This window comes from Herbidospora sakaeratensis, assembly GCF_001570525.1.
In the GTDB taxonomy this organism is placed as follows: Bacteria; Actinomycetota; Actinomycetes; order Streptosporangiales; family Streptosporangiaceae; genus Herbidospora; species Herbidospora sakaeratensis.
On the sequence record NZ_BBXC01000009.1, the window covers coordinates 1 to 26,462 of the forward strand.

General features: G+C 68.9%; 16 protein-coding genes. 9 read left to right on the forward strand and 7 right to left on the reverse strand.

Annotation, left to right across the window (positions count from 1 at the left end; translation table 11 throughout):
* The 3 genes from AW271_RS10035 to AW271_RS10045 all read left to right on the forward strand — a co-directional run.
* Positions 1-540, forward strand: a 540-nt coding sequence (locus AW271_RS10035) for a carbohydrate binding domain-containing protein (RefSeq protein ID WP_157554011.1), incomplete at its 5' end; no start/stop codon positions are given.
* Positions 541-553: 13 nt separating this feature from the next.
* Positions 554-1,888 carry a carbohydrate binding domain-containing protein gene (locus tag AW271_RS42285; RefSeq protein WP_083976439.1) on the forward strand — a complete coding sequence of 445 codons (1,335 nt, stop codon included), beginning with the start codon at positions 554-556 and terminating at the stop codon, positions 1,886-1,888.
* Positions 1,889-1,978: 90 nt separating this feature from the next.
* Positions 1,979-2,812, forward strand: coding sequence for a fumarylacetoacetate hydrolase family protein (locus AW271_RS10045; RefSeq protein WP_275935759.1), 834 nt, complete (start codon positions 1,979-1,981; stop codon positions 2,810-2,812).
* Here the strand turns inward: AW271_RS10045 and AW271_RS10050 are convergent.
* Complete coding sequence (locus AW271_RS10050) at positions 2,791-3,489, reverse strand: TetR/AcrR family transcriptional regulator (protein ID WP_062335312.1); 699 nt, start codon at positions 3,487-3,489, stop codon at positions 2,791-2,793. The two genes, AW271_RS10045 and AW271_RS10050, sit on opposite strands and share 22 nt — an antisense overlap.
* Positions 3,490-3,583: 94 nt before the next feature.
* On the opposite strand from AW271_RS10050, the gene AW271_RS10055 reads away from it, so the two are divergent.
* The 5 genes from AW271_RS10055 (at position 3,584) to AW271_RS10080 (ending at position 17,117) form a co-directional block, all read left to right on the forward strand.
* Positions 3,584-3,991: a hypothetical protein gene (locus AW271_RS10055; protein WP_063817947.1), complete on the forward strand. Its 408-nt coding sequence runs from the start codon at positions 3,584-3,586 to the stop codon at positions 3,989-3,991.
* A 212-nt stretch (positions 3,992-4,203) separates the two neighbouring features.
* Positions 4,204-6,180: an alpha-L-fucosidase gene (locus AW271_RS10060; RefSeq protein ID WP_062335314.1), complete on the forward strand. Its 1,977-nt coding sequence runs from the start codon at positions 4,204-4,206 to the stop codon at positions 6,178-6,180.
* A gap of 23 nt (positions 6,181-6,203) precedes the next feature.
* On the forward strand, positions 6,204-10,184 hold the full coding sequence (locus AW271_RS10065; protein ID WP_169806311.1) for a glycoside hydrolase family 2 TIM barrel-domain containing protein: 3,981 nt from the start codon (positions 6,204-6,206) through the stop codon (positions 10,182-10,184).
* 289 nt (positions 10,185-10,473) lie between these two features.
* A complete protein-coding gene (locus tag AW271_RS10075; RefSeq protein WP_083976443.1) occupies positions 10,474-16,446 on the forward strand; it encodes a DNRLRE domain-containing protein in 5,973 nt (1,990 codons plus the stop codon).
* Between the two features lie 71 nt (positions 16,447-16,517).
* Positions 16,518-17,117, forward strand: coding sequence for a DUF6461 domain-containing protein (locus AW271_RS10080; protein ID WP_062335318.1), 600 nt, complete (start codon positions 16,518-16,520; stop codon positions 17,115-17,117).
* 9 nt (positions 17,118-17,126) lie between these two features.
* Here the strand turns inward: AW271_RS10080 and AW271_RS10085 are convergent, their stop codons facing one another.
* From AW271_RS10085 to AW271_RS10110, 6 genes are read right to left on the reverse strand one after another with little or no spacing between them, the layout of a single operon-like run.
* Positions 17,127-19,157, reverse strand: coding sequence for a bifunctional aldolase/short-chain dehydrogenase (locus AW271_RS10085; protein ID WP_157554012.1), 2,031 nt, complete (start codon positions 19,155-19,157; stop codon positions 17,127-17,129).
* A gap of 5 nt (positions 19,158-19,162) precedes the next feature.
* Positions 19,163-20,320: an L-rhamnose isomerase gene (gene rhaI, locus AW271_RS10090; RefSeq protein ID WP_083976445.1), complete on the reverse strand. Its 1,158-nt coding sequence runs from the start codon at positions 20,318-20,320 to the stop codon at positions 19,163-19,165.
* 38 nt (positions 20,321-20,358) lie between these two features.
* Positions 20,359-21,321, reverse strand: coding sequence for a substrate-binding domain-containing protein (locus AW271_RS10095; RefSeq protein ID WP_062335321.1), 963 nt, complete (start codon positions 21,319-21,321; stop codon positions 20,359-20,361).
* Between the two features lie 29 nt (positions 21,322-21,350).
* Positions 21,351-22,334, reverse strand: a complete 984-nt coding sequence (locus tag AW271_RS10100; protein ID WP_062335322.1) for an ABC transporter permease — start codon at positions 22,332-22,334, stop codon at positions 21,351-21,353.
* Entirely contained in the window at positions 22,331-23,290 is a 960-nt protein-coding gene (locus AW271_RS10105) for an ABC transporter permease (protein WP_062335323.1), read from the reverse strand. The genes AW271_RS10100 and AW271_RS10105 overlap by 4 nt, the downstream gene beginning before the upstream one ends.
* Positions 23,287-24,810, reverse strand: a complete 1,524-nt coding sequence (locus AW271_RS10110) for a sugar ABC transporter ATP-binding protein (protein WP_062335324.1) — start codon at positions 24,808-24,810, stop codon at positions 23,287-23,289. The genes AW271_RS10105 and AW271_RS10110 overlap by 4 nt, the downstream gene beginning before the upstream one ends.
* 211 nt (positions 24,811-25,021) lie before the next feature.
* Between AW271_RS10110 and AW271_RS10115 the strand changes: the two genes are divergently transcribed.
* Positions 25,022-26,434, forward strand: a complete 1,413-nt coding sequence (locus AW271_RS10115) for a rhamnulokinase (protein ID WP_062335325.1) — start codon at positions 25,022-25,024, stop codon at positions 26,432-26,434.
* Positions 26,435-26,462 lie beyond the last annotated feature (28 nt).

Here is a 26,462-nt window from a genome sequence, read left to right on the forward strand (position 1 = left end):
GTCTCCGGCGCGACCGGCACCCGTGACCTGTTCCTGCGCTTCGCCGGCAACAGCGGCAACCTGTTCAACCTCAACTGGTGGCAGTTCACCGGCGGCGGCGGCACCACCGAAGTGCTGACCAACGGCTCGATGGAGAACGGCACCACCGGCTGGACCGCCTCCGGCGGCACCCTGACCTCCGCCACCCCCGCGTACGCGGGCAGCCGGTCGCTGCTCGTCTCCGGTCGTACCGCCTCCTGGCAGGGCCCCAACCAGAACGTGACCGCCCAGCTCACCAACGGCAGGAGTTACACCACGAGCGTCTGGGTGCGCTCGCAGAGCGGCACCCCGAGCGCGAAGGCCACCCTGGCGCTCACCGCCAACGGCACGACCAGCTATCTCCAGCTGACCCCCGCCCAGGCGGTCAACACCGGCGGCTGGACCCGGTTGACCGGCACCACGACGGTCTCGTGGACCGGCACGCTCACCAACGCCTCCTTCTACGTCGAGACCACCGCCGGCACCGACGGGCTCTACGTCGACGACGCCTCCTTCCAGTGACAGGACCGGTGACATGTCCTTACGCAGAACACTGCTGACCGCGATCACGGTCGCATCCCTGGTGTCCCTCGCCGCCGTGCTCACTCCGACCGCCGCCACCGCGGCGGCCACGGCGGGGTGCGGGCGGACCCCGACTCTCGCCAACGGGAACAACACCATCCAGAGCGGCGGCAAGACCCGCAGCTTCATCGTCCGCATCCCCAGCGGCTACGACAACCGGCGGCCTTACCGGCTGGTGTTCGGATTCCACTGGCGGGGCGGCACCTCCACCGACGTCGCCACCGGCCAGACCGTCCAGCGGGACGTCTGGTCCTACTACGGTCTCCAGCGCCTGGTCGGCGAGAGCACGATCTTCGTCGCGCCCCAGGGCATCGGCAACGGCTGGGCCAACGCGGGCGGCGAGGACGTGACCTTCGTCGACGACATGCTCCGCCGCATCGAGGGCGACCTGTGCGTGGAGACCACGCAACGCTTCGCCCTCGGCTTCAGCTACGGCGGCGCGATGAGCTTCTCCCTGGCCTGCTCCCGGCCGGACGTCTTCCGGGCGGTCGCCGTCTACTCCGGCGGGCGGCTCAGCGGATGCGCCGGCGGCACCCAGCCGATCGCCTACTTCGCCGCGCACGGCCTGCGCGACGGCGTCCTGAACATCTCGGGTGGACGCTCGATGCGTGACCAGTTCGTGCGCAACAACGGCTGCACCGCGCAGAACCCGCCCGAGCCCGCCCAGGGCAGCCTGACCCACCGCACCATCACCTATTCCGGCTGCGCGTCGGGCCGTCCCGTCACGTGGGCCGCCTTCGACGAGGGCCACATCGCGGCCCCGCAGGACGGGGCGACCGGCGACAGCGGCTCCCGCACGTGGTTGCCCGCCGAGACCTGGCGCTTCTTCACCCAGTTCGGCGGTGGCGGCGGTGGCAACCTGCTGACCAACGGCTCGATGGAGAACGGCACCACTGGCTGGACCGCCTCCGGCGGCACTCTGTCGTCGGCCACCCCTGCGTACGCGGGCAGCCGGTCGTTGCTCGTCTCCGGCCGGACCGCCGCCTGGCAGGGCCCCAACCAGAACGTGACCGCCCAGCTCACCAACGGCAGGAGCTACACCACGAGCGTCTGGGTGCGCTCGCAGAGCGGCACCCCGAGCGCGAAGGCGACGCTGGCGCTCACCGCGAACGGCACCACCAGTTACCTCCAGCTCACTCCGGCCCAGGCGGTCAACACCGGCGGCTGGACCCGGTTGACCGGCACCACGACGGTCTCGTGGACCGGCACGCTCACCAACGCCTCCTTCTACGTCGAGACCACCGCCGGCACCGACGGCTTCTCCATCGACGACGCCTCCTTCCAGTGACAGCTCCGCCGCGGGCCCACGAAGCGCTTCGTGGGCCCGCGGGCTCGAAAGGATCATCATGAGAGGAACCACACCGTGAGGTTCTGCCGTGTGGGCGCTGCGGGCCGTGAACGTCCGTGTGTCGTCAACCATGAAGGGCAGGCGTTCGACCTGTCGCCGCTGACGGCGGACATCGACGGCGCCTTCTTCGCCGCAGGCGGGATCGAGCGGGTGCGCGCCGCGCTCGCGGACGACCGCCTCCCCGGCGCGGCGCCCCGTGAGCGCATCGGCGCCCCCGTGGCGCGCCCGGGAAAGGTCGTGTGCATCGGGCTGAACTACTCCGACCACGCCTTGGAGACCGGGGCGCCCATCCCGCCGGAGCCGGTCGTCTTCATGAAGGCGTCCAACACGGTGGTCGGCCCGAACGACGAGGTGCTGGTGCCGCGCGGCAGCGTGAAGACCGACTACGAAGTGGAGCTGGCGGTCGTCATCGGAAGGACGGCCCGCTACCTCGGCTCGCCGGCCGACGCGGGGGACGTCATCGCGGGATACACGATCTCCAACGACGTCTCCGAGCGGGAGTTCCAGAACGAGCGCGGCGGCCAGTGGGACAAGGGCAAGTCGTGCGAGACCTTCAACCCGCTGGGGCCGTGGCTGGTCACGCCCGACGAGGTGGGCGACCCCCAGTCGCTCGACCTGCGTCTGTGGGTCAACGGGCAACTGCGCCAGAACGGCAGCACCAAGGACCAGATCTTCGGCGTCCACCACGTCATCTGGTATCTCAGCCAGTTCATAGTGCTGGAACCGGGCGACGTGGTGAACACCGGCACGCCGGCCGGGGTGGCCATGGGCCGGGGCGCCCAGGCCTACCTGCGCGCGGGGGACGTGGTCGAGGTGGAGATCGAGGGTCTGGGACGTCAGCGTCAGTGGGTGGGACAGGCGTGACGTGCCGTCTCGATCACGGTCTCGATCTCGGTGGCGGCGAGCTGGGCGGCGTCCAGCTCCATGGCGGCGAAGGCGCCGGAGATCTCCAGGGAGACCAGCCCGTGGAGGCGGGACCAGCAGAGCACGCCGAGGCGCAGGGCCAGCGGGCTCATGCCGGGAGGCGCGCCGATGGCCTGACCCCATCTCACCAGCGGCTCGTCGAGCGGGGTCGCGGTGTGCGGGGTCGATTCGGCGATCTCCTGGAGGGCGGCGAGCAGGTGCAACATGCCCTGGTTGACCCCCGCGACGCCCTCGGGGGTGTCCTGCGCGGAGGCCGAGCGGTCGGAGAAGAGCATCGCGTAGCGACGGGGATGGGTGAGGGCCCATCGCCGCCACGCCTGGGCGATGCGGGCGATCCGGGCCGGGGCGTCGAGGGGCGGCTCGGTGTGGGCGGCGGCCGCCGTGGAGGAGCCGAGGTCGGCGTAGGCGTCGACGACCAGCGCTTCCAGCAGGGCCTCGCGTGAGGGGAAGTAGCGGTAGAGCGCGGGGGCGCTCATGCCCATGGCTTTGCCGACCGAGGCGATCGAGACGTCGGTGACGCCGCCGGCGTCGAGGAGTTCGAAGGAGCGCTCCTTGATCTCCCTGATCGTCTGCTGCCGCACCCGCTCGCGTCGGCTCGGGTTCTCGGTCACGGACATGTGCTCAGTGTAGCCACTTTACGTTCGCTACGATCAGACACTACAGTTAATGGTCGTAACGAAAATTATTCGGCGTCACACACAAGGAGCTCTCATGGCCATCGGACAAGACCCCGCCCCCTGGGCCGACCGCACTGGACGTGTCCTCATGGCCGTCAACGCGGTCGCCACGCTCGGCGCGTTCGCGGGCGGGCTGTTCATCACCGCCGAGGTCGCCGACGAGCGAGTCATCACCGAGGCCTGGCGGACGCTCGCCTACATCGTCTTCGCCGGCATCTGGGCGATCCTCGCCGTCGCGCCGCGCCGCCAGTGGGGGTTATGGGAACTGCTGCTCTTCCAGAAGGGAGGGATCACGATCTACAGCTTCGTCATGTGGCACCTGCCCGACGCGCCCCGGACGGCGTTCATCGACCTCGCCGTCACCGTCACCACCCTCATCGCGTACGTGTTGTGCCGCGGGTGGAGCAGCTGGCGGACCGGCGCCGCCGTGTCGACCGCATAACTCAAGACCGTCCACCCGTACCGCCCGCGCCTGTGCCGCGTGGGCGGTTTTCGGCGTTGCCCATTCTCAGATCAGACATCAATCCCATGTCTAGTTCCGTATTGCGGGTTGATCATCCCGATAAGTCTGTTATTCACCGCGACCATTGCGTGATTAATCCCATGTTTGTAGCCTGACTGGACCGGCACTCATCAGGCCTGAAAGGACATTCGATGTCCGATTCCCCGTATCACTTAAGCCGCCGGAGCGTTCTGGCCGCCGCCGTTGCCACCACGGCGGCGACCCTGCTCAAGGCCGGCCCCGCCTGGGCCACCGAAGGCCCGCAGAGTTACTCGCCGACCTGGGCGTCGGTGGACCAGCACCCGCCCGCCGCCGAATGGTTCCAGGACGCCAAGTTCGGCATCTACTACCACTGGGGCGTCTTCAGCGTCCCGGCCTTCGCCAATGAGTGGTATCCGCGCAACATGTACAACAACGGCTCCGGCGAGAACAACCACCACCGCAACACCTACGGCGACCCGGCGGCCTGGCCGTACCACAACTTCATCAACGGAGCCCGGGACAGGGCCGGCAACTGGGTGCAGTTCGCGCCCCGGCTGCGTTCGGCCGGGGGCAACTTCGACCCCGACGAGTGGGCGCAGTTGTTCGTGGACGCCGGCGCGAAGTTCGCCGGCCCGGTGGCCGAGCACCACGACGGCTACTCGATGTGGAACAGCAGCGTCAACGAGTGGAACTCCGTCGCCACCGGCCCCCGCCTCGACCTGCTGCGGCTGCACGCCGACGCCATCAGGGCCAGGGGGATGAAGCTCCTGGTCGCGATGCACCACGCCTTCAACTTCACCGGCTTCTACCAGTGGGCGCCCCAGCAGTCGACCGCCTCGCTGCGCAAGCTCTACGGCCAGCTCGACCGCGCCACCGAAGAGGTGCTCTGGCACAACAAGCTCAAGGAGATCATCGACGGCTACCAACCCGACGTCATCTGGCAGGACTTCGACCTCAGCCGCATCGCCGAGTCGCACCGGCTGAACTTCCTGTCCTACTACTACAACCGCGCGGTCGCCTGGAACCGCGACGTCGTCGCGACGTACAAGGACGGGTTCAACACGCGCGGCGAGGTCTTCGACTTCGAACGCGGCGGCCCCGCCGGCATCCAGACCCCTTACTGGCTGACCGACGACAGCGTCTCCAGCTCCAGCTGGAGCTACACCAACGGCCTGGGCTACTACGCCTTCAGGGCGGTGCTCCACGCGCTGATCGACCGGGTCAGCAAGAACGGGAACATGCTGCTCAACATCGCGCCCATGGCCGACGGCGCCATTCCCTCCGCGCAGCGCACGCTGCTGCTGAACATCGGCGACTACCTGCGCCGCTTCGGCGAATCCATCTACTCCACCCGCGCCTGGACGGCCTTCGGCGAAGGGCCGACCCAGATGGGCGGCGGCACCTTCCAGGCGCCGCGGGAGGGGACGAGCGCCGACATCCGGTTCACCCGCAGCAAGGACAACCGCGTCCTGTACGCCACCGTGCTCGGCTGGCCCGGCGGCCAGCTGCACATCACGACGCTCGGCTCCAACCGCATCAACCTGGGCTCGCTCACCTCCGTCCAGCTCCTCGGCTCGAACGCGGGCTCCTACGTCAACCTGCCCACCCGCACCCAGGACGGCGGCGGCCTGCACATCACGCTGCCCTCCTCGTCGGCGCCGTTCTCCGCGCCCGCGTATGTCGTCAAGCTCACGTTCTCGGGCTCGATCCCCCCGCTGGGCGCGGGCCCCACGCCGACCGGCTGGGTGCGGATCGGCAACGCGGCCACCGGCCTGGTCCTCGACAGCGGCGGCAACGTCGCCTCCGGATCGGTGCTCAAGCAGTGGACCTCCGACGGCTCTGCCAACCTGCAGTGGCAGCTCGTCGACCTGGGCAGCGGCTGGTTCCGCATCGTCAACCGGACCAACGGCATGGTCATCGACAGCTGGGGCGCCGCCAGCGGCACCTTCTGCCGGCAGGCCGCGTGGAACGGCGGCAACAACCAGCAGTGGCGGCTCAGCAGCCTGAGCAACGGGCGCTACCAGATCATCAACCGCGGCAACGGGCTCGCGCTCGACAGCGGCGGAGACACCACGGTCGGTTCGTCGGTGAAGTTGTGGACGCCGGTCTCCAGCCCCAACCTCGAATGGACGATCACCAGCGTCTGATCACCACACCTCGTGGAGGCTTGATGAAGGCCCGCAGGACGATGGCGACGGCGCTGAGTCTGTCGCTGTTCATCAGTACGTTGATCTCCCTGGTCGCGCTCACGGTCGCGGCTCCGAGCGCGACGGCCGCGGAGACGCGCAGTCACCTGAACTTCAACCGCGGCTGGAAGTTCCTCCGCAAGGACGTCACCGGCGCGTCGAACGTCGGCTTCAACGACGCGTCGTGGGTCGCGGTGGGGCTGCCGCACAACTTCGACGCCCCATACGACGTCGGCGGGTCCGCCGGAGGCGACTCCTTCCACGTCGGACCGGGCTGGTACCGCAAGACCTTCGACGTCCCGGCGGAATGGAGCCAGAAGACCGTCGAGATCGAGTTCGAGGGCGCGGCCAACGTCGCCGACGTGTGGGTGAACGGGACGAAGGCCGGGACGCACCGCGGCGGTTTCACCGGTTTCACCTTCGACATCGGCAGGCTGCTGAGGCCCGGCTCGAACCTCGTCGCCGTCCGTGTCGACAACGGGTGGAAGGCCGATCTGGCGCCCCGGACCGGTGACCACCAGTTCATGGGCGGGCTCTACCGCGACGTGTTCCTCAACGTCACCGACAAGGTGCACGTCACGTGGTACGGCACGTTCGTCACGACGCCGGCCCTGACCAACCCCGTCTGGGACACGAGCAACGCGGCCTACTACCGGAACATCGATCTCAGCCAGTATCCGGGCACCACGGCGTTGCAGGCCAACCTCGACGCGAGGCGGTCCAACGTCCGGGTCCAGACCGAGGTCCGCAACGACCGGACCACCTCCTCGAACGTCATGGTCCGGCACGTCGTGACCAGGAAGGGCGCCACCACCGCGCTCGCCACGTTCACCTCGTCCACGCGGACCCTGGCAGCTGGCCAGACCGCGACGATCGACGCGCTCAGCGGCGGTCTCGGCGACACGGGCGCGATGGTGCAGAACCTCGACCTGTGGGCGCCGGACAACCCCGCGCTCTACACCGTGACGACCTCCGTGATCGTGGACGGCGCGCAGGTCGACGACTACCAGACCGTCTTCGGCTTCCGCAGCGCCCAGTGGAAGGCAGACGGCTTCTATCTCAACGGCCGCAAGACCCTTCTCGTCGGCGCCAACGCCCACCAGGACCACGGCGGCTGGGGCAACGCGGTGACCAACGCCGGGCTGCGCCGCGACGTGGAGATGATCCGCGAGGCCGGGATGAACTTCATCCGCGGTTCGCACTACCCGCACGACCCGGCCTACTCCCAGGCGACCGACGAGCTCGGCGTCATGATGTGGGCCGAGAGCGACTACTGGCACACCGCCACCGCCGGCCGCGAGGGCGCCCCGGTCGGCAGCTCGACCGACTACCTGAAGGACGGCTACCCGCAGAACTCCTCCGACCAGGCCGCCTTCGAGCAGAGCGCGCTCGACCATCTGGGCGCCATGATCCGCATGGAGCGCAACCGTCCGTCGATCATCAACTGGTCGATGGGCAACGAGGCGTTCTTCACCGCGTCCGGCACGATGGCGAAGGCCAAAGCGCTGGTGAGCAGGATGCGCGACCACGCCCACCTGCTCGACCCGACCCGCAAGGCGGCGATGGGCGGCGTGCAGCGCCAGTCCTTCGACCAGCTGTCGATCGCCGACATCGCCGGCTACAACGGCGACGGCGGCAAGATGACCAACACGTGGATGCCCAACATCGTCAGCGAGTACGGGTCCCACACCTCCGACCGGCCGGGTCTGTACGCGCCGACCTTCGGCGACATCGCCGATCCGGCCGACACCTCACGGTTCAAGCTGACGACGGGCAGCGCGGGCCTGGCCATCTGGGCCGGCTTCGACCACGGCACGGTCTTCGGGGCGAGCCTGGCCCGCATGGGCATGATCGACTACTACCGGCTCCCCAAGGCGCAGTGGTACTGGTACCGGGCCAACAAGTCCCTGTGGACCGGCCTGACGCGGGTGAACGACGCCAGGGCGGTCGCCCGGGAGCAGTCGGTGTCCGGAACGGCCACGAAGATGTCCCTCGCCGTCTCCAAATACGGCGGCACGACGATCGCCAACGACGGCTCCGGAGACACCCAGCTGGTGGTGACGATGCTCAACGCCGCCAACCAGTGGGTGAACCAGACGAGGCAGGTCAAGCTCACCGTCACCAGCGGCCCCGGCGGGTTCCCCGGCGGCAAGACCTACACCTTCGTGCCCGGCCGGCAGATGTTCGACGGCAGGGCCGCGATCGAGTTCCGCTCCTACTACGCCGGCACGACCACCATCACCGCGAGCTCGTCCGGGCTCCCCGACGCGACCCTGCAGATCACCACCGCCGACACGGCCGGCGCCGGGCCGGAGAGCGAACCCCCGTACTTCGGGGACTCCAGCCGGTGGGGGGAACAGATCACGACGGTGACCCCGCCCGTCGCGTACCCGACCGACAACCAGGCGGTCGCGCACCCGATGGACGCGACCTCGGAGCAGAGCGGGCGCGGCAAGGCGTTCGCGGCCGACGGAGACCCGTCGACCTGGTGGGCCGCCGGAACGACCGGCGCGAACCAGAGCGTCACCGTGTTCCTGGAACAGGCGCGCCACCTCTACAAGGTCAGGGTCGACTTCCCCGACGGACCCCTGCCGTACACCGTCGCGGTGCGGAACGCGGGCGGCACGTGGACCGACGTGGTCCGCCACACCGCCGGCACGGTCGCCGCCCGCCCGGTCGAGGACTCCCTCGACGGCGTGTACGCCGAGTACGTCCGCGTCTCCTTCCCCGACCTCACCTCCGGCCAGCGCGCGGCGGTGGGCGAGCTGACCGTCCTCGGCAATCTGGCGATCACTCCCCGCTATGCCGCCGACGGCGCCTACCTGTCCGACGTCGTCGACTTCTCCGGCGGCGTGACGACCAGCTCGGGAGCCAAGGGCAAGGACCAGACGAGCACCGGCCGCAGGCTCACCCTCGGCGGTGTCGCCTACGACAAGGGCATCGGGCTTCAGAGCGCCAGCTCGGTCACCTTCGCCACCTCGGGCCGGTACGCCCGGATCGTCGGCGTGGCCGGTCTCGACGACGAGGTGACCGGCGGAGACGCCACCTTCCTGGTCTACGCCGACGACCAGCTCATCTACACCAAGCGCATGTCGGCGGCGACCGTCCTGAGGGAGCCGTTCGATCTCTCGATCAGCGGCGCGGCCCGGATCCGGCTGGTCACCGACGCCAACGGATCGGCCGCCAACGACTCCATCGACTGGGCCGACGTCCGCCTCATCGGCGCCGTACGTGATCTCAGCAAGGCGGGATCGCGGCTGGAGACCACGTTCGCGGCCCTGACCGACCAGTTGCAGGCGGGCACGCCCTACCGGGCGGGCGTCACGGTGGCCAACACCGGAACCGCCGCGCGCGGCGTGCGGGCCGGCATCACCCTGTACGACAACCAGGGCGCCGTGCTCGACAGCAGGGTGAGCCAGGTCTCGGTCCCGGCCGGTGACCGGGTCACCGTCAACCTCACCCTCCCGATGCCGAACTCCGTCACCGGCCGGTACGCCACGGTCAGCGTGTCGGACCCGGCCACGCTCGACGTCCTGTCGGCGGTGGCCTGGCTGGGGCCGGACCCCGCCAGGTCGACCTACGACGTCCCGGCCTGGACCACGAAGACAGACGGGGAGAGCTCCTCGATCGTCAAGACCGGCTCGTGGGCGCGATGGGACAGCAGCGCGGCGTACCAGGGCACCGAGACCTTCGTGAACACGTCGGGCGCGACGATGGCGTACACCTTCACCGGCGAGTACGCGCGGATCGGCGCCAAGTTCGACGGCAGCCAGAGCGGCTTCACCGTCTTCGTTGACGGCACCCAGGTGGCGACGGTCTCGACCCAGGTCGGCGACGGCAGCAACACCTACCGGGTCGCCTGGACCTCCGCCCGCCTGGCGGCGGGCCCGCACACGGTCCGCATCGTCACCACCGGGAAGGCGGGCATCGACTACTTCGAGTCGGGCATCGCGACCTCGACGTAGCCTCCGGCCGTCACGGGGGTGGGCCGGCCACCCCCGTGACGTAGCGGGTGGTCAGGTGATCGCGCTCGGCACCTGAGCCTTGATCCGACTGCCAGCTCCGTCGTGGCGGTCTCCCGCGCCGTCTCCGCGCACCACAGATTCGTGACCTGCGTCTATATACGGAGGAGCGCGTTCCCGATACTGAAGACGATCTTTACTTTCATCTCTTCTCCGTGTGACGATCGGTGTGGTTTTAGTACACTTATTCGAAAGGTGGTAAGTGAACACACGCCGATGCACGTCCAGACGAGTGCGCCGTCACATCGCCACGTCGCTGGTGCTCGCGCTGACGCTCTCGCTCATGTGTGCTCCCGTGAGCGCCCAGACCACCCCGTCCTCCACATCGACGAGCCGATCAACCGCCCCATCGCAGCCTGCGCTCAAGAGCGCGTGGGAGACGGCCGCGAAGACCGGTAAGCCGGTGGAAGTGCCCTCCCGGTTCACCGAGACCATGAAGGTGTGGGCAGACCCGGATGGCGAACACCTGCGGGCCGAGTTGTACACCCGGCCGGTTCAACTCAAGAACGCGGTGAGCAACACATGGGAACCTGTCGACACGCGCATCGTGAACCGCGGCGGGATCCTGCAGGCGGCGCGGGTCAAGACTCCGCTCTCCTTTGGGAAGCGCGGCGCCCGCCAGCTCGTGTCGGCCGCCGGAAAGGAGAGCGCGACCGGCCTGGGCGTCACTCGCGCGCTGCCGGAACCGGAGGTGTCCGGCAACACCGTCACCTACGCCGACGCGGTGGCGCCAGGAGCGGATCTGGTCGTGACGGCTCAGTCCGACGGCTTCGTCGCACAGGTGGTCTTCCGGCGCGCGCCGACAGGGCCGGTGACCGTACGGCTGCCGCTCACGCTGCCCAAGGGAAGCAAATTCGGCAAGACGGCTCAAGGCCTGCCGCAGTTGACGGACGCAAGTGGTGCGGCGAAGGCTGCGCCGATCGTTCTGACCGCGACAGACGCGAAGGTCGAGGCGTCCCCGGACCAGGGGCGGACCGCCCGAGTGGACGCGCGCGTCGAAACGACTGGCACGACCTCGGAACTGGTGTTCACTCCTGATCAGGAATTCCTGTCCGACCCGGCGGTCACCTATCCGGTGACGATCGCGGCCGCCTCCGAGTGGTTCGGCGGTGGTGAACCCGCCGACGCCTGGGTCAGCAGGAACGATCCCTACAACAACAATGCCGCCGCCGCGTGGCTGCGGGCGGGTACCACCTCGACCAGCGCGGATATCGCGCGCGTCTACCTGAAGTACGACACCGACGCCCCGGAACTGATCGGTGCGGACGTCGTCGAGGCCGATCTGATCATCTGGAACTACAAGTCCGGCGGCCCCAACGGAGCGTTGTGCGGAGACCCGCTGGGGGCGGGCATCACGGCCGCCCGGCTGGGCTCCTCGTGGACTCCTACCAGCCTCAATTGGTACAACCAACCCTCAACCATCGGGGGAACCGAGGGACTGAACAGGGCCGGGTACAACTACGACGCCACCGGTTCCTGGTGCGCGAAGGACGAAGCGCTGTGGTACCGGGTGAGCGGCATGGCTCGGGCTTGGATCGAAGGGGACGAGCCCAACCACGGGCTGATGCTGCGGGCCGCAAGTGAGACGGCGGCGATCAACTGGCGTCAGTACTACGCCGGCGAACACAGCGGCGACCCTTACCCGGGTTACCGGCACGCACCGACACTGATGATCGAATATGTGCCCGCGCCGCCTCCCGAGGTGATCGTCTACTCCTATGAGGGGCCGAGAAGGACGACCCAGCCGACGTATGAGGAAGCTCTGGCGATGCGGGTGGACACACCCGGCGGGATCCCGGACCTCCCGGCCATGACCGACGCGGACGAGCAGGCTCTCATCTCTCAGCCCAACCACCCGGTGGAGATCTCGCCGGAGGAGTTGGAGCCGTTGACCGGTGAGTCAGGCGAAGAGTCCTGGGACGGAGAGACCATCGAGGAAGGCGGCCCGCCGGAATCGATCCCACCCACTGTCATCAGCACTGATCCCGCCGCCGACGCGCGGAATGTCCGGGTGGACACTCTCATCAAGGCCACCTTCGACGAGCCCGTGTGGGAGCCGACGTTCACGGTGAGGGATGAGTCGGGCGCGGAGATCGACGGGGCACTGTCCAGCGATTCCTCCGATCGTGTGTCCACTTTCGCACCCACTGAGCCGTTGACGGTCGGCACCACCTACACGGTGGATGTCTCGGAGGGAACCGACGCGTCGGGAAACCCGGTCACCCCCTATCAGTGGTCCTTCCAGACACAGGAGGCCGGGAGCGTCCATTGGTCGTTCGACGAGGGCACCGGGAAGGTCGCCGTCGACTCATCCGGCCGGCATCCGGCCACGCTCGGCGACACGTCGACCTGGATCGCCGGAAAGCACGGCGGCGCGATCTCCAACTCACCGGCGCAGGCCCGTTCTGCCGCTTCTCAGGCAGCGGCCAAGCAGGGTAAGGCCGTGGAGGTCTCCGACGAGACGACCGCGAGCAGCATCACCTACGCCCAGCCCGACGGAAGGACGTACACGACCGAGGTCACCACAGGTCCGGTCCGGACCCGGGTGAACGGGACATGGGTGCCGATCGACACCACCCTGGCTGAACACGGCGGCACGTTGCGGCCCGAGGCCCTCGCGGAGGGCACGTCTGTGGAGATCTCCGCCGGAGGGACCCGGCCGTTCGTCACGATGCGCACTAAGGGGAGCTCGTATGGCCTGACCTGGCCGTCCCCGCTACCGAAACCCATCGTCAAGGGCGGCGTCGCCACTTACACCGACGCCGCCGGTCCTGGCGCCGACCTGGTGGTGACCGTGCTGCCGACCGGGTTCCGGCATGACGTCCTGCTGCGGACGCGCCCGGCCAAACCGCTCGAGTTCCGCATCGGAGTCCAGAACGACGGCCTCACCTTGACCGAAGCGGCGGACGGACGGTTGTTGCTCACGGGGCAGAACAGAAAGAAGGTCGCCTCCGCCCCGCAACCGGTGATGTGGGACGGCAGTGCGAGGGGACTTCCGGCACGGGCCAGACATGCCAAGGTCCACACCGACGTCGTCACCAAGGACGGTCGTACGGAACTGGTGCTCAGGCCGGATCACCAATGGCTCGTCGACCCGACGACCAAATATCCGGTCAGGGTGGACCCCACTGTCACGGTGCCGCTGAACACCGATGTCGAGGTCACTTCGGACAACGATGCCGACAACCTGGCCGATCCGACGATGGCGTACCTCATGGCCGGGACGATTCCCGGCGGTTTCAAGTTCCGGACGCATCTGAAGTTCGACGTCCCGAATCTGACCGGCTCGACGGTGACCGACGCACGGTTGTCGATGAACACCATCGACGCCCAGGGATGCGGTGCCGTGGTCGGCAACGGCATCCAGGCAGCCCGGTTGACCAGCGCATGGGACCCGGAGAACGTGCACTGGGTGAACAAGCCCGCCTTCACGACCGAGGACGCCTCGACCAACACCAAGGGCGTGAACCAGAACTGTGCCACTTGGCCGGACAGCATGGAGTGGAACGTCACGGGCATCGCCCAGGACTGGGCGGCCGGCGCCGGCAACCACGGCCTGGTGCTCAAATCTCCCGGTGAGGGCAACGTCAACAATTTCCGCGTCTACACCGCCGCCGAGAACACCGACGAGTTCGGGAGCCCGCCGAAGCTGACCATCACCGGCAGCGGTCCTGCGTCCACACCGGCTGTGTCGAACCCGGTGACCCACCCGGTGGAGACCGTGAACGGCGTCGTCGTGGCACGCTCGATCACCCCGCAATTGGCCGTGGCCGTCTCCGACACCGTCGGTGGCCAGTTGACCGGCGAGTTCGACGTCGAGCACGATCCGGCTGCGACCGGCCAGGGAACCGGTCGCATCTGGACCGGGAGTTCGCTCCCCGTGGCCTCCGGAAGCCAAGCGGCTGTCACGGTCCCGGCGCAGGCGTTGGCCGACGGCTGGCGGATCCGCTGGCGAGCCCGAGCCGTCAACTCTGCGGCTTCGACGAGTTCGGCGTGGACGTCGTGGCAGCAGATCACGATCGACCTGCCGGGGCCCACGGCGCCACCTGTCGTGGGCGCCCTTCAGGTCGTCCCGTCTCAGCAGATCGACGGCAGCACCATCACCTCCTCTCGCACCCCCGCTCTCCGGGCGCACGTGAGCGATCAGGCCGCCGCCACGTTACGGGCGGAGTTCGAGGTGGAGCACGATCCGGCCGTGACCGGACAGGGCAACGGCCAGATCTGGGCGGGCGCCGCCGATGGCGCCGCATCCGGGAGCGCGGCCGAGGTCGTCCTCCCGGCAGGAGAACTGGAGGACGGCTGGAAGATCCGCTGGCGCGCCCGCGCGGTCGCCGGCGAACGCACGTCGGCATGGTCGGACTGGCAGCCGCTCACGGTCGACGCGACCGACCCCGGAGAGGAGCCGTTGGCCCAGACCGCCGGACCGGTCGTGCGCACGGATCAGAGTTTCACCGTCGCGGCCTGGGTGCGCTGGAGCGACAAGGACGGCGACTACCTCGTCGCCGAGCAGCGTGGTACCCACCAAGCGCCGTTCCGCCTGGGCAACACCGCGGAGCATGGCCTGGAATTCACGCTGACCAGCGCGGACAGCGCCACTGCCACCACCGAGGGGGTCCGGTCTGACGCCGAACCGCCCGTGGACACCTGGATTCACCTGGCCGGTGTCTATGACGCCACGGCCAGCACCGCGACGCTGTATCTCGACGGTCAACCGCTTGGGTCGGAGCCGGTGAGCTTCGTGGGATGGCACGCCGATGGGGCCCTGACGTTGGGCACCCGCATGCTTGGTGCGCTGGATGACGTACACGTCTATCAGAAGGCGCTCACTGCGGCCGAGATCGCACCCCTCGCCGGAACCGAGGCCGCCGCGGCGCTCAAACCGGCGCTCAAACCGGCGGGTGAGTCCGTGGTCCCGAATCGGCCGGCCGTCGCCGACGAGCCGAACCCGCGTGAGGTCGACTACCGTCACTACACCCTGGCGACCTGCCGGACGAAAGCTCCGAAGGAGGCCACCTGGGGAATCTGGACGGACGCGACCGTTTTCAGCGGCTGCTCCGTCCGCTGGTTCGGGGTCAGCATGTGGTTCGACGACATGGACCCCGACACCGGCGGGAGAAAAAAGGTCAGGCTGAAGCTGCCAGACGGCTCGGAGGGGCTCGACCTCCAGGTTCGGGCGACCACCGTCATGAACACCTATCTCGGAACGAAGTCAGGCACGGATATCCGCAACCCGGGCAGTGACGGTGTGACGGGTCCGATGACGCCACAGGACATTTCGATGTGGGTCGCGCTGGACCAGATCACGTTCGACGAGCTGACGGGGATCGGCAATTCACCTCTTCAGCTGTCGGTGACGGCCAAACCGGACTCCAACGCGTCGACCTGCCAGAAGACGGTGAACGGCGATCGGCAGGCTCTGGTCAAGAACTGGAACAACTCGATGCAGTACTTCCGCTTCAAGTCGGTGAGCCCGGCGAAGGAGATCCGGAAGTGCACGGTGTTCCCCTGGCTGACCATCAAGGAGGTCGTCACCAGTACGGGGCCGAACAGCTTCCCCCTCTGGGGCAAGATGAAGGATGATCGGCAGAACGGTGTCTGGACTCCGCCGACCGTCCGTTGTGACGACCTGACAATGGGTCCGGGCTCGCCGGGCAACTGGCCGGAGGAGAAGCGGGTGCGCTACACCGGCGCCTGCATCTTCCCTGATGTGAGCCGCATCTTCCGCAATGACGTGGCGCATCCCAAGCGCGGCCCCGTTGGGGTGCACATCTGGACGGCGTTCAACAAGCCTGAGACCACCAAACCCGAGAAGACCACAGGGCCCAAGGTCATACCGGGCAACTGGGACGGGAAGACGGCCGCCACACGTGCCGCGTTGATCCGCATCAACGAGGACGAGCCCCGGCCCAACGACCCCAAGGGACGCACGTGGGGGTCGGTCCAGGTGTCGGAGCGGACCAAGGCTTGCCGAGCCGAGAAGATCAAACCTGACTGTGACGAGTTTCCCTTCAACTCCGTGCGGCAAGGGCCAGGATGGGGAGACGGGAACTTCTCCGTCCGCCAGGTGAATCCCGCCAACAACAAGAGCGACGGCTGGTATCTGACCGTCTTCTACGCGCGATATCGAGTACTCACTCCAGACGGACCCAAACGTCCCAACGGTGACCGCTTCTGGGTGAGCATCGTCGGCACACCCGCCTCATGACCATCCACCCGTCCGGTCCGTCCAGGACCGGACGGGTGGCTTCCGCCAAGTCCGATTAGGGGATCGATCAAATGCCGGCAGACGAGCTGTACCGACTACTGCGTTCCTACGATCCGAGCGACGTGTCCATGCAGTGGTTCTATGCGGCGTGGGTGGAGAACCTTTCGGTCGAGGACGCGGTCGCCGTGCTCAACGGTGATCCGGCCACCGGCGCGCCGGACAGTTTCGCCGGGTGGGGTTCGGGCTCTGACGGAAGCGACGACGAGGCAGGTGGAATGCTGGCCGGTCCGATCGGGGGCTGGACACTGGTCATCGGCGACTACCGTGTCACCGAGGACGAGGCGGTGCTCGCGCTGTCACGGCGAGGTGGACGCGCGCTGGCCGTCTGCTGGGACACCGGCAGCCAGACTCAAGTCAAGTATGCGAAAAGCGGTGAGTTGCTCACCGTCCTCGACATTCTCTTCACCGATGACCGGTCCGGCAGCGAGCCTGATGCTCTGGTCCCCTACATGGACGGTCTTCGTTTCGACATTGACGGTGAACCCCCTGTCGAGCCGGCCGAGAGCTTCACCTCTGCGCTGACTCTGATCGGGCGGATGACCGGCCGCCCGATCGACAGGGAATGGCTTGAGGCCACGCACGTGGCCTATGCCGTACCTGCCGAGGTCTGACACCGCGGTTCATCGAAGGAAGGCGGCCGCCACTCCGGCGTCCACGGGCACGTGCAATCCCGTGGTGTGCGACAGGTCGCCGCCGGTCAGGGCGAACACCGCGTTGGCGACGTGCTCGGGGAGCACCTCCCGCTTCAGCAGGGTGCGCTGGGCGTAGAACTCGCCGAGTTTCTCCTCCTCCACCCCGTACACCGCCGCGCGGTTGGCTCCCCATCCCGACGCGAAGATGCCCGAGCCGCGCACGACGCCGTCGGGGTTGACGCCGTTGACCCGGATGCCGTGGCCGCCGAGTTCGGCCGCGAGCAGACGCACCTGGTGGGCCTGGTCGGCCTTGGCCGCGCTGTAGGCGACGTTGTTCGGCCCTGCGAAGATCGAGTTCTTGGACGAGATGTAGACGACGTCGCCGCCCATGTTCTGGCCGATCATGATGCGGGCCGCCTCGCGGGAGACCAGGAACGAGCCGCGGGCCATGACGTCGTGTTGCAGGTCCCAGTCGGCGACGGTCGTCTCCAGCAGCGGCTTGGACAACGACAGGCCGGCGTTGTTGACGATCAGATCCACGCCGCCGAAGGCCAGCACGGCCGCCGCCAGCCCGGCGCGGACGGCGTCTTCGCTGGTCACGTCGGCCTCGACGGCGACGGCGACGTCCGCCGAGCCGAGTTCGGCGGCGACCCGGCGGGCCGCGGCCAGGTTGCGGTCGGCGATGACGACGCAGGCGCCCTCGGCGGCCAGGCGGCGGGCGGTGGCCGCGCCGATGCCCGAGCCGCCGCCGGTCACGAAGGCGATGCGGGTCGCCAGCGGTCTGGGTTTGGGGCGGCGCTGGAGTTTGGCCTCCTCCAGTGACCAGTACTCGATGCGGAACTTCTCGGCCTCGCTGATCGGGGCGTAGGCCGACACCGATTCGGCGCCGCGCATGACGTTGATGGCGTTGACGTAGAACTCGCCGGCGACCCGGGCGGTCTGCTTGTCGCCGCCGAAGGAGAACATGCCGACCCCCGGGACCAGCACGATCGCCGGGTCGGCGCCGCGCATCGCGGGGGAGCCCTCGACCGCGTTGCGGTCGTAGTAGGCGGCGTAGTCGGCCCGGTACCGCGCGTGGAGTTCCCGAAGGCGGTCGGCCACGACGTCCAGGGGAGCGTCGGCCGGCAGGTCCAGGACCAGCGGCGCGACCTTGGTCCGCAGGAAGTGGTCGGGGCACGAGGTGCCCAGCGCGGCCAGGCGGGGGTGTTCGGCGCGCGAGACGAAGTCGAGCACGACGTCGCTGTCGGTGTAGTGGCCGACCTGCGGCCGGTCGGTCGAGGCCAGGCCGCGGATCAGCGGGAACAACTCGGCGGCGCGCGCGTGCCGCCGCTCCGGGGGTAGCGGTTCGTAGCCGCCGAGGACCGGGCCGAAGGGCTCGGGCCTGCCATGAAGACTCAGATGGGTTTCCGCCAGCCGGATGATCTCCAGGGAGTTCGATCGGCACTCTTCGGAGGTCTCGCCCCAGGCCGTGATGCCGTGGCCGCCCAGGATGACGCCGATCGCCTGCGGGTTCGCCGCCTTGATCGCCGCGATGTCCAGGCCGAGCTGGAAGCCGGGGCGCCGCCACGGCACCCACGCGACCCGGTCTCCGAAGATCGCCCGGGTCAGTTCCGCGCCGTCGGCGGCGGTCGCGATGGCGATGCCGCTGTCGGGGTGGAGGTGGTCGACGTGGGCGGCGTCGACCAGCCCGTGCATCGCGGTGTCGATGGACGGCGCCGCACCGCCACCGCCGTGGGCGCAGAAGCCGAACAACGCGACCATCTCGTCTTCCCGGTCGGCCCCCGGGTAGACGCCGGTCAGGGCGCGCAGCCGGTCGAGCCGGAGCACGGCCAGGCCGGCCGTCGTGAGGGTGCCCAGGTCGCCGCCGGAGCCCTTGACCCACATCAGGTCGACGGGTTCGCCGGTGACCGGGTCGGTCTGGCTGCCCTTCGCGGAGGCGTTGCCGCCGGCGTAGTTGGTGTTGCGCGGGTCCGCGCCGAGTTCGTGGCAGCGGTTCAGGAGGTCGTCGACGACGCTCATGGTGATCAGGCTCCCCATCCGGCCTGGGCGCCGCCGACACGCTCGGCGGCGATCTTGTCGAAGTATCCCGACCCCTTGTACGCGGCGATCGGGTCGGGTTCCAGGCCGCGCTGCTCTCGCCAGGCGGCCAGCCGCGGGCGGACGTCCGTGTCGTACGCGTCCATCAGTACCGCGTTCGCCGCCAGCACGTCGCCCTCGTCCTGCGCGGCCCGCAGCGCCTCGGCGTCGACCAGCAGGGCCTTGGCCGTGGCCTCCTGCACGTTCATGACCGAGCGGATCTGGCCCTGGATCTTCGGCTCGATGTTGTGGCACTGGTCGAGCATGAAGGCGACGCCCGCGGCGGGGTCGAGACCGCCGCCCCGCACGACCTCGTACATGATCCGGAAGAGCTGGAACGGGTCGGCGGCGCCGACCATGAGGTCGTCGTCGGCGTAGAAGCGGGAGTTGAAGTCGAAGGCGCCCAGGCGGCCCGCGCGCAGCAGCATCGCCACGATGAACTCGATGTTGGTGCCCGGCGCGTGGTGGCCGGTGTCGACGCAGACCATGGCCTTGGGGCCGAGCGCGACGCAGTGGAGGAACGAGGTGCCCCAATCGGGCACGTCGGTGGTGTAGAAGGCCGGCTCGAACAGTTTGTACTCCAGCAGGACGCGCTGGTCGTCGCCCAATCGGGCGTACACCTCGGTCATGGCTTCGGAGAGGCGGTCCTGGCGGGCGCGGAGGTCGTCCTGGCCGGGGTAGTTGGTGCCGTCGGAGAACCACAACTTCAGGTCGCGGGAACCGGTGACGTCCATGATGTCGACGCACTCGAGCAGGTGGTCGGTGGCCTTGCGGCGGACGCGCGGGTCGGGGTTGGTGACCGAGCCGAGCAGGTAGTCGTCGTCCTGGAACACGTTGGCGTTGATCGCGCCCAGCCGCACGCCGTGCTCGGCGGCGTACGCCGCCAGCACGGAGTAGTCGGAGACCCGGTCCCACGGGATGTGCAGCGCCACGGTCGGGGCCGCGCCGGTGAAGGCGTGCACCTGGGCGGCGTCGGCGACCTTCTCGAAGGGGTCGCGTGGCACGCCTCGCTGGGTGAACACCTTGAACCGGGTCCCGGAGTTGGCGTACGCCCAGGAGGGCGTCTCGATCGCCAGATCGGTCAGCCCGGTGGTGAAGTCGGTCATGCTCTCAAATCCCCGCATTTCAGAAGCTTGGTGGTTCGTCAGCCGATGGAGGCCACGTTGGTCTTGTCGACGAGGGTGACGGGGTTGAACACCTCGCGCTCGGCGGCGTTGGAGAACTGGATCGGCTGCTTGTTCAGGGCCTGCTCCCCGAGGGTGACGGTCAGCCCGCCCATGGCCGCCGGGTCCTGCGCGACGGTCGCCGCCAGCAGGTCTCCCTTGATCGCGGTCAGGGCCTCGGGGTCGGCGTTGAAGCCCACACTGACGACGTCGGTGACCGGGCTCTTGCCGGCGTCCTTGATGGCGTTGGCGGCGGCCACGCCCATGGGGTCGTTGCACGAGAAGACGCCCGCGACGTCGGGGTTCTTGGCCAGGATGTCCTTCATGACCTTGTAGCCCTCTTCGGCCTTGGAGTTGCCCGAGAGCTCGGCCACGACCGTGTAGCCGCGGGCCTCGATCTCCTCCTTGAAGCCGGCGTTGCGGCGGGCGGCGTAGGTCGCCGACGGCTCGCAGGTGATGGAGGCCACGTTCTTGCTCGCGGAGCCGTTGGCCTGGATCTGCTTGTCCATGAACTCGGCGGCCAGCTTGCCGCCGCCGGCGTTGTCGGAGATGACGATCGCGTCGTAGGGGGTGCCGCCGCCGCCGATGTCGTTCACGATGACGGGCACGTTCTCGGCCTTGGCCTTGGCGATGATCGGGCCGAGCGCGGTCGGCTTGAACGGGCTGATGATCAGCAGGTCGACGCCCTGGTCGATGAGCGCCGAGGCGCCGGTGACCATCTCGTTCTCGTCGCTCTTCTCGTCGTGGAGCTTGACCTCCCAGCCCTTGGCCGCGGCGGCGTCCTGGGTGCCCTTGGCCATCTTCTGGAAGAACTCGTACTGCATGTCGTAGACCGAGAAGCCCACGGTGATCTTCTGGTCGGCGGCGGGCTCACCGGAGTCGGAGCAAGCCGAGAGGGCGAGTATGCCGAGGAGGGCGACGGAGGCGATCTTCTTGGTGCGCATGTGAGGTGTCTTTCTTGGTGGGGGGTCGGTCAGGACGTCGGACGCGACGCCCTGCGGAAGGAGCCGGGGGCGGCGAAGCGGGTGCGCAGACCGTCGACGGTCAGCGCGACGATGAGCACGCATCCGAGGACGATGCGCTGGTAGGCCGACTCGACGCCGCGGCTGACCAGCACCTCGTTCAGGACGCTGACGAGGAAGACGGCGGAGAAGGTGCCGATGAGCGTGCCCTTCCCGCCCTTGAGCGCGGTGCCGCCGAGCACGACCGCGGCGATCACCTTGAGTTCGAACCCGTCCTGGGCCGATCCGTCGGCGGTCCAGACGCGGGTGATGTACGTCAGGGCGGCGATGCCCACCGTGAGGCCGACGAGGCCGAAGACGAACACCCTGATGGTCGTGTCGGAGATGCCGCAGAACCGCGCTGCCGACGGGGAGGACCCGTAGGCGAGGGTGCGCCGGCCGATGGCGGTGCGGCGCAGCAGCACCCAGCCCGCCCCGAAGACGGCGACCATGATGAGGAAGGGCACCGGCAGCCCGGCGACGTCGAGGCTGCCGATCTTGGCGAACGGCGCCTCGATCTGCTCGTACGGCAGCGTCTTGGGGCCGTCCTGGGTGAGCAGGTAGGCGATGCCCCGGAACACGAACAACGAGCCGAGCGTCGCGACGAACGGCGGGACCCGCAGCTGGGTGATCAGACCGGCGTTGACCAGGCCGCAGAGCAGCCCGGTGGTGATCGCCGCCGCGACGGCCGCCGCCGTGCCGCCGCCGTTGAACGCCATGAGGGTCACCACGCTGGTGAGCGCGAGCTGGCCGCCGACCGACAGGTCGAAGGCGCCGCTGGCGATGGCGAAGGTCATGCCCACCGCGACGATGCCGACATAGGCGCTCTCGCGCAGCACCGACTGGAGGTTCTCGATGTCCAGGAAGCCGGGCGCGATGACCGGCGTACACAGGAGAAGGAGGAGCAGGAGCGCGGTGACACCCCAGGTGTCCCAGATCCGGCCAGCGTTGATCATGCCGCACTCTCCAGAACGCGAGGGGCGCCGCGTCGCTCGCGGCGGCGGAGGGCCAGCAGCGCCAGGGCGGCGATCAGCAGGAGTCCGACACTGATGCGCTGGTAGGCGGGCGGCGTGTTCAGCAGGTTGAGCCCGTTGCGGATGGTCTCGATCATCACCGCGCCCAGCACCGTGCCGACGATCGAGGCCCGGCCGCCGAGGAGCGCCGTGCCGCCCAGCACCACCACCGTGATCGCGTCGAGTTCGAAGCCGAGCCCGAGCTGGCCGTTGCCCTTCTGGAGCTGACTGGAGATCAGCAGCCCCCACAACCCGCCCGACAGGCCGACCAGGACGTAGACGGCGATGCGGATGCGGTCGACCGGAAGCCCGGACATGCGGGCGGCGTCCCGGTTCGACCCGATGGCGCAGACCCATCGGCCGAACCGGGTGCGGTTGATGGTCCACCAGGCCAGCGCCGTCACCACGACCGCGAGCACGATCGGCATGGGGACGCCGAGCGGGCGTCCCGCGACCAGGTACTTCAGCCCGGGTGAGCTGACGATCTGGTCGTGCCCGTCGGTGTAGGCGAGGGAGGCGCCCCGGACGATCACCATCGTCGCCAGCGTCGCGATGAAGGGGGTGACGCCGAGTTTGGTGATCACGACCCCGTTGGCCAGGCCGATGAGCGCGCCGACGCCGAGCGCCAGGAGGAGGGAGAAGGCCGGCGGCTGACCGGCGATCAGCGCGCTGCAGCAGGCCACTCCGGCGAGGGAGACGGTGGAGCCGATCGACAGGTCGAACTCGCCCATCGCCAGGCAGAAGGTCATCGCGATCCCGGGAACGGCCAGGATCGCGGCGGCCACCAGGACGTTCTCGAGGTTTCCCCGGGTCAGGAAGGTGTCGGTGGAGACGGCGAGGACGACCATGACCAGGACGAGCGGCGCCAGCAGCGGCGCCTTCTTGATCGCGCCGATCATCGGGTGCTCAGCTCCTCGGAGAAGACGCGGCGGCCGGTCGTCGCGCACGCCACGACGTTCTCCTCGGTCCGGTCGTCACCGGTGAGGTGGGCGACGATCTCGCCGCCGGCCATGACGTAGACGCGGTCGCTGACGCCGAGGAGTTCGGGCAGGTCGCTGGAGACCATGAGCACCGCCGCGCCGTCGGCGGTGAGCTGGTTGATCAGCCGGTGGATCTCGGCCTTCGCGCCGATGTCGACGCCCCGGGTCGGCTCGTTGAGCAGCAGGAGCCGTCCGCCGGGGGCCAGCGCCCGGCCGAGCAGGACCTTCTGCTGGTTGCCGCCGGACAGCTGGCCGATGAGCTGGTCGGGGCCCGTCGCCTTGACGTCGAGCCGCCGGCGGTAGTCGTCGAAGACCTCGGTCTCCCTGGCCGGCGCCAGCAGCCGGGTGATCGCGCCGCGGACCCGATGCAGGACGGAGATCGTCAGGTTGTGGCGGATCGACAGGTCGGGAAGGTTCCCGGCCGCCTTGCGGTCCTCGTGCAGGAATCCGATGCCCCTGGCCATGGCGTCGCCGGGGTTACGAGGGCTGAAGGGCGCTCCGTTCAGCGTCATCGTGCCCGCGTCGGCGGCGAGCGCGCCGAAGATCAGCTGGGACAACTCGGGCTGACCCGCGCCGGCGATGCCGCCGACGCCGACGACCTCCCCGGCGCGCACCACGAGGGACAGGTCTCTCAGCCGGCGTCCCGCGCTGACGCCGGTCAGTTCGAGCACGACGTCTCCACCGCGCACCTCGTCCCGGTGGAAGACCGACTCGACGTCCCGGCCGACCATGTCCCGGACCAGCCGGTCGGGGTCGGTCTCGGCGATGTCGCAGGTCCGGACGTGCCGGCCGTCGCGGAGCACCGTCACCCGGTCGGCCAGGGCGAAGACCTCGTCGAGGCGGTGGCTGACGTAGACCACGCTGCGGCCCTCCTCGCGCAGCCGCCGGACGACGTCCAGGAGCTGCCCGACCTCGTCGGCCGACAACGCCGCGGTGGGTTCGTCCATCACGATGATCCGGCCGTCGACCGACAGCGCCTTGCAGATCTCGACGAGTTGCTGTTCGGAGACGGTCAGCTCGCCGACCGTGGCGGCCGGATCGATGCCGACCCCCAGTACGGCGAACAGTTCGCTCGTGCGGCGGTTGATCTCGGCGTACCGGATCCCCCGGGAGACGGGGGAGCAGGGTTCGCGGCCGGAGAAGACGTTCTCGGCGACCGTCAGGTCCGGATAGAGGTTGAACTCCTGGTAGATGACCGCGATCCCGGCGGCGAGCGCGTCTGCGGGCCGCCGGGGCCGGTAGGCGGCCCCGGCCAGTCGTACCTCACCTGAGCTGGGGCGATGCACCCCGCCCAGCACCTTCAGCAGGGTCGACTTGCCGGCGCCGTTCTCGCCCACGAGAGCGTGCACCTCTCCCGGCCTGATGTCGAAGCAGACCGCGTCCAGAGCCCGGATGCCCGGGAACTCGACAGTGAGGCCGTCGACCTCCAGCAGCGCCATGGCCTCTCACCTTCGCAAAAACGTTTTAACGAAATGTGTCTGAAGGAACGTAGATCCACCGGGCGGAACCCGTCAAGAGCGCGGTTCCGGGCCCCTCAGGGTCTTGACACGTTTTAACGAGCGGTCCACAGTGTGGCGTGCGTCACCGCCCAATCAGCCCTGTGAGGTCATCCATGCCACGATCGGAATCCGGCTCCGGCGACGGGGGCCGATGAGCGCCACCATCGCCGCGATCGACCTCGGCGCCTCCAGCGGCCGCGTCATCACCGCCCGGGTCGACGTGGACCGGTTGGAGATCACGGGGATCCACCGCTTCCCGAACAGATCGGTCCGGGTCGGCGGCACCCTCCACTGGGACGTCCTGGGTCTCTACGGCGACGTGCTCGACGGGCTCCGGCGCGTCGAGGCGCCCCGTCTCGACTCGGTGGGCATCGACTCGTGGGCCGTCGACTACGGCCTGCTCGACCACGCGGGCCGCCTGATCGGCAATCCCGTCCACTACCGCGACGACCGGACGGCCCGGGTCGTCGACGACGTCCACCGCAGGGTCCCGCCCGATCGCCTCTACCAGGTCAACGGCCTGCAGTTCCTGCCCTTCAACACCCTCTACCAGCTGGCCGCCGAGCCGTTCCTGGACCGGGCCGCCACGATGTTGCTCATCCCCGACCTGATCTCCTACTGGCTCACCGGAGAACGCGGCGCCGAGCGGACCAACGCCTCCACCACCGGCCTGTACGACGCCGCTCGGGGCGCCTGGTCGACGGAGCTCATCGAGGCGCTGTCGTTCCCGGCCCGGATCTTCCCCGGCCTCCGCGCGCCCGGCACGCCGGCGGGCCGGATCCACGCCGACGCGGGCGTGTTCACCGGCACGCCGGTCACCACGGTCGCCTCGCACGACACCGCCTCGGCCGTCGCCGCGATCCCGGCGACCGGCCCGGACGTCGCCTACATCTCCTGCGGCACCTGGTCGCTCGCGGGGGTCGAGATCGACGCGCCGATTCTGACCGAAGCCGGACGCGCGGCCAATTTCACCAACGAGACCGGCGTCGACGGCGCCATTCGCTATTTGCGCAATGTCATGGGCCTGTGGTTGTTGTCGGAGTCGCTGCGCTCCTGGGGAATGAATTCCGCCGATCTCGACGTGCTGATCGAGCGCGCGGCGGAGCTGCCGCCCCTGCGCAGCGTCATCGACCCCAACGACCCGGTCTTCCTGCCTCCCGGTGACATGCCGTCGCGCATCGCCCGGTTCTGCGAGCGGACCGGCCAGCCGGTTCCGGTGGGCCGGCCCGAGGTCGTGCGCTGTGTCCTGGACAGCCTCGCGCTCGGCCATCGCAACGCGATCGAGCAGGCGCTGGCCCTGTCGGGCCGGCGGGCGGACGTCATCCACATCGTGGGCGGCGGCGCCCAGAACCGGCTGTTGTGCCAGCTCACCGCCGACGCCACCGGACTTCCCGTCGTAGCCGGGCCCGTAGAGGCGACGGCTCTGGGGAGCGTCGGCGTCCAGGCCCGTGCTCTCGGCCTCATCCCCGACCTCGCCTCCCTGCGATCCCTCATCGGCACGACACAGACGCTGCACCACTACGAACCCACCGGATCCACCACTCCCTGGGCCGGCCGCATTTGATGAACAGCCATTCTTCAAATGACTAGTC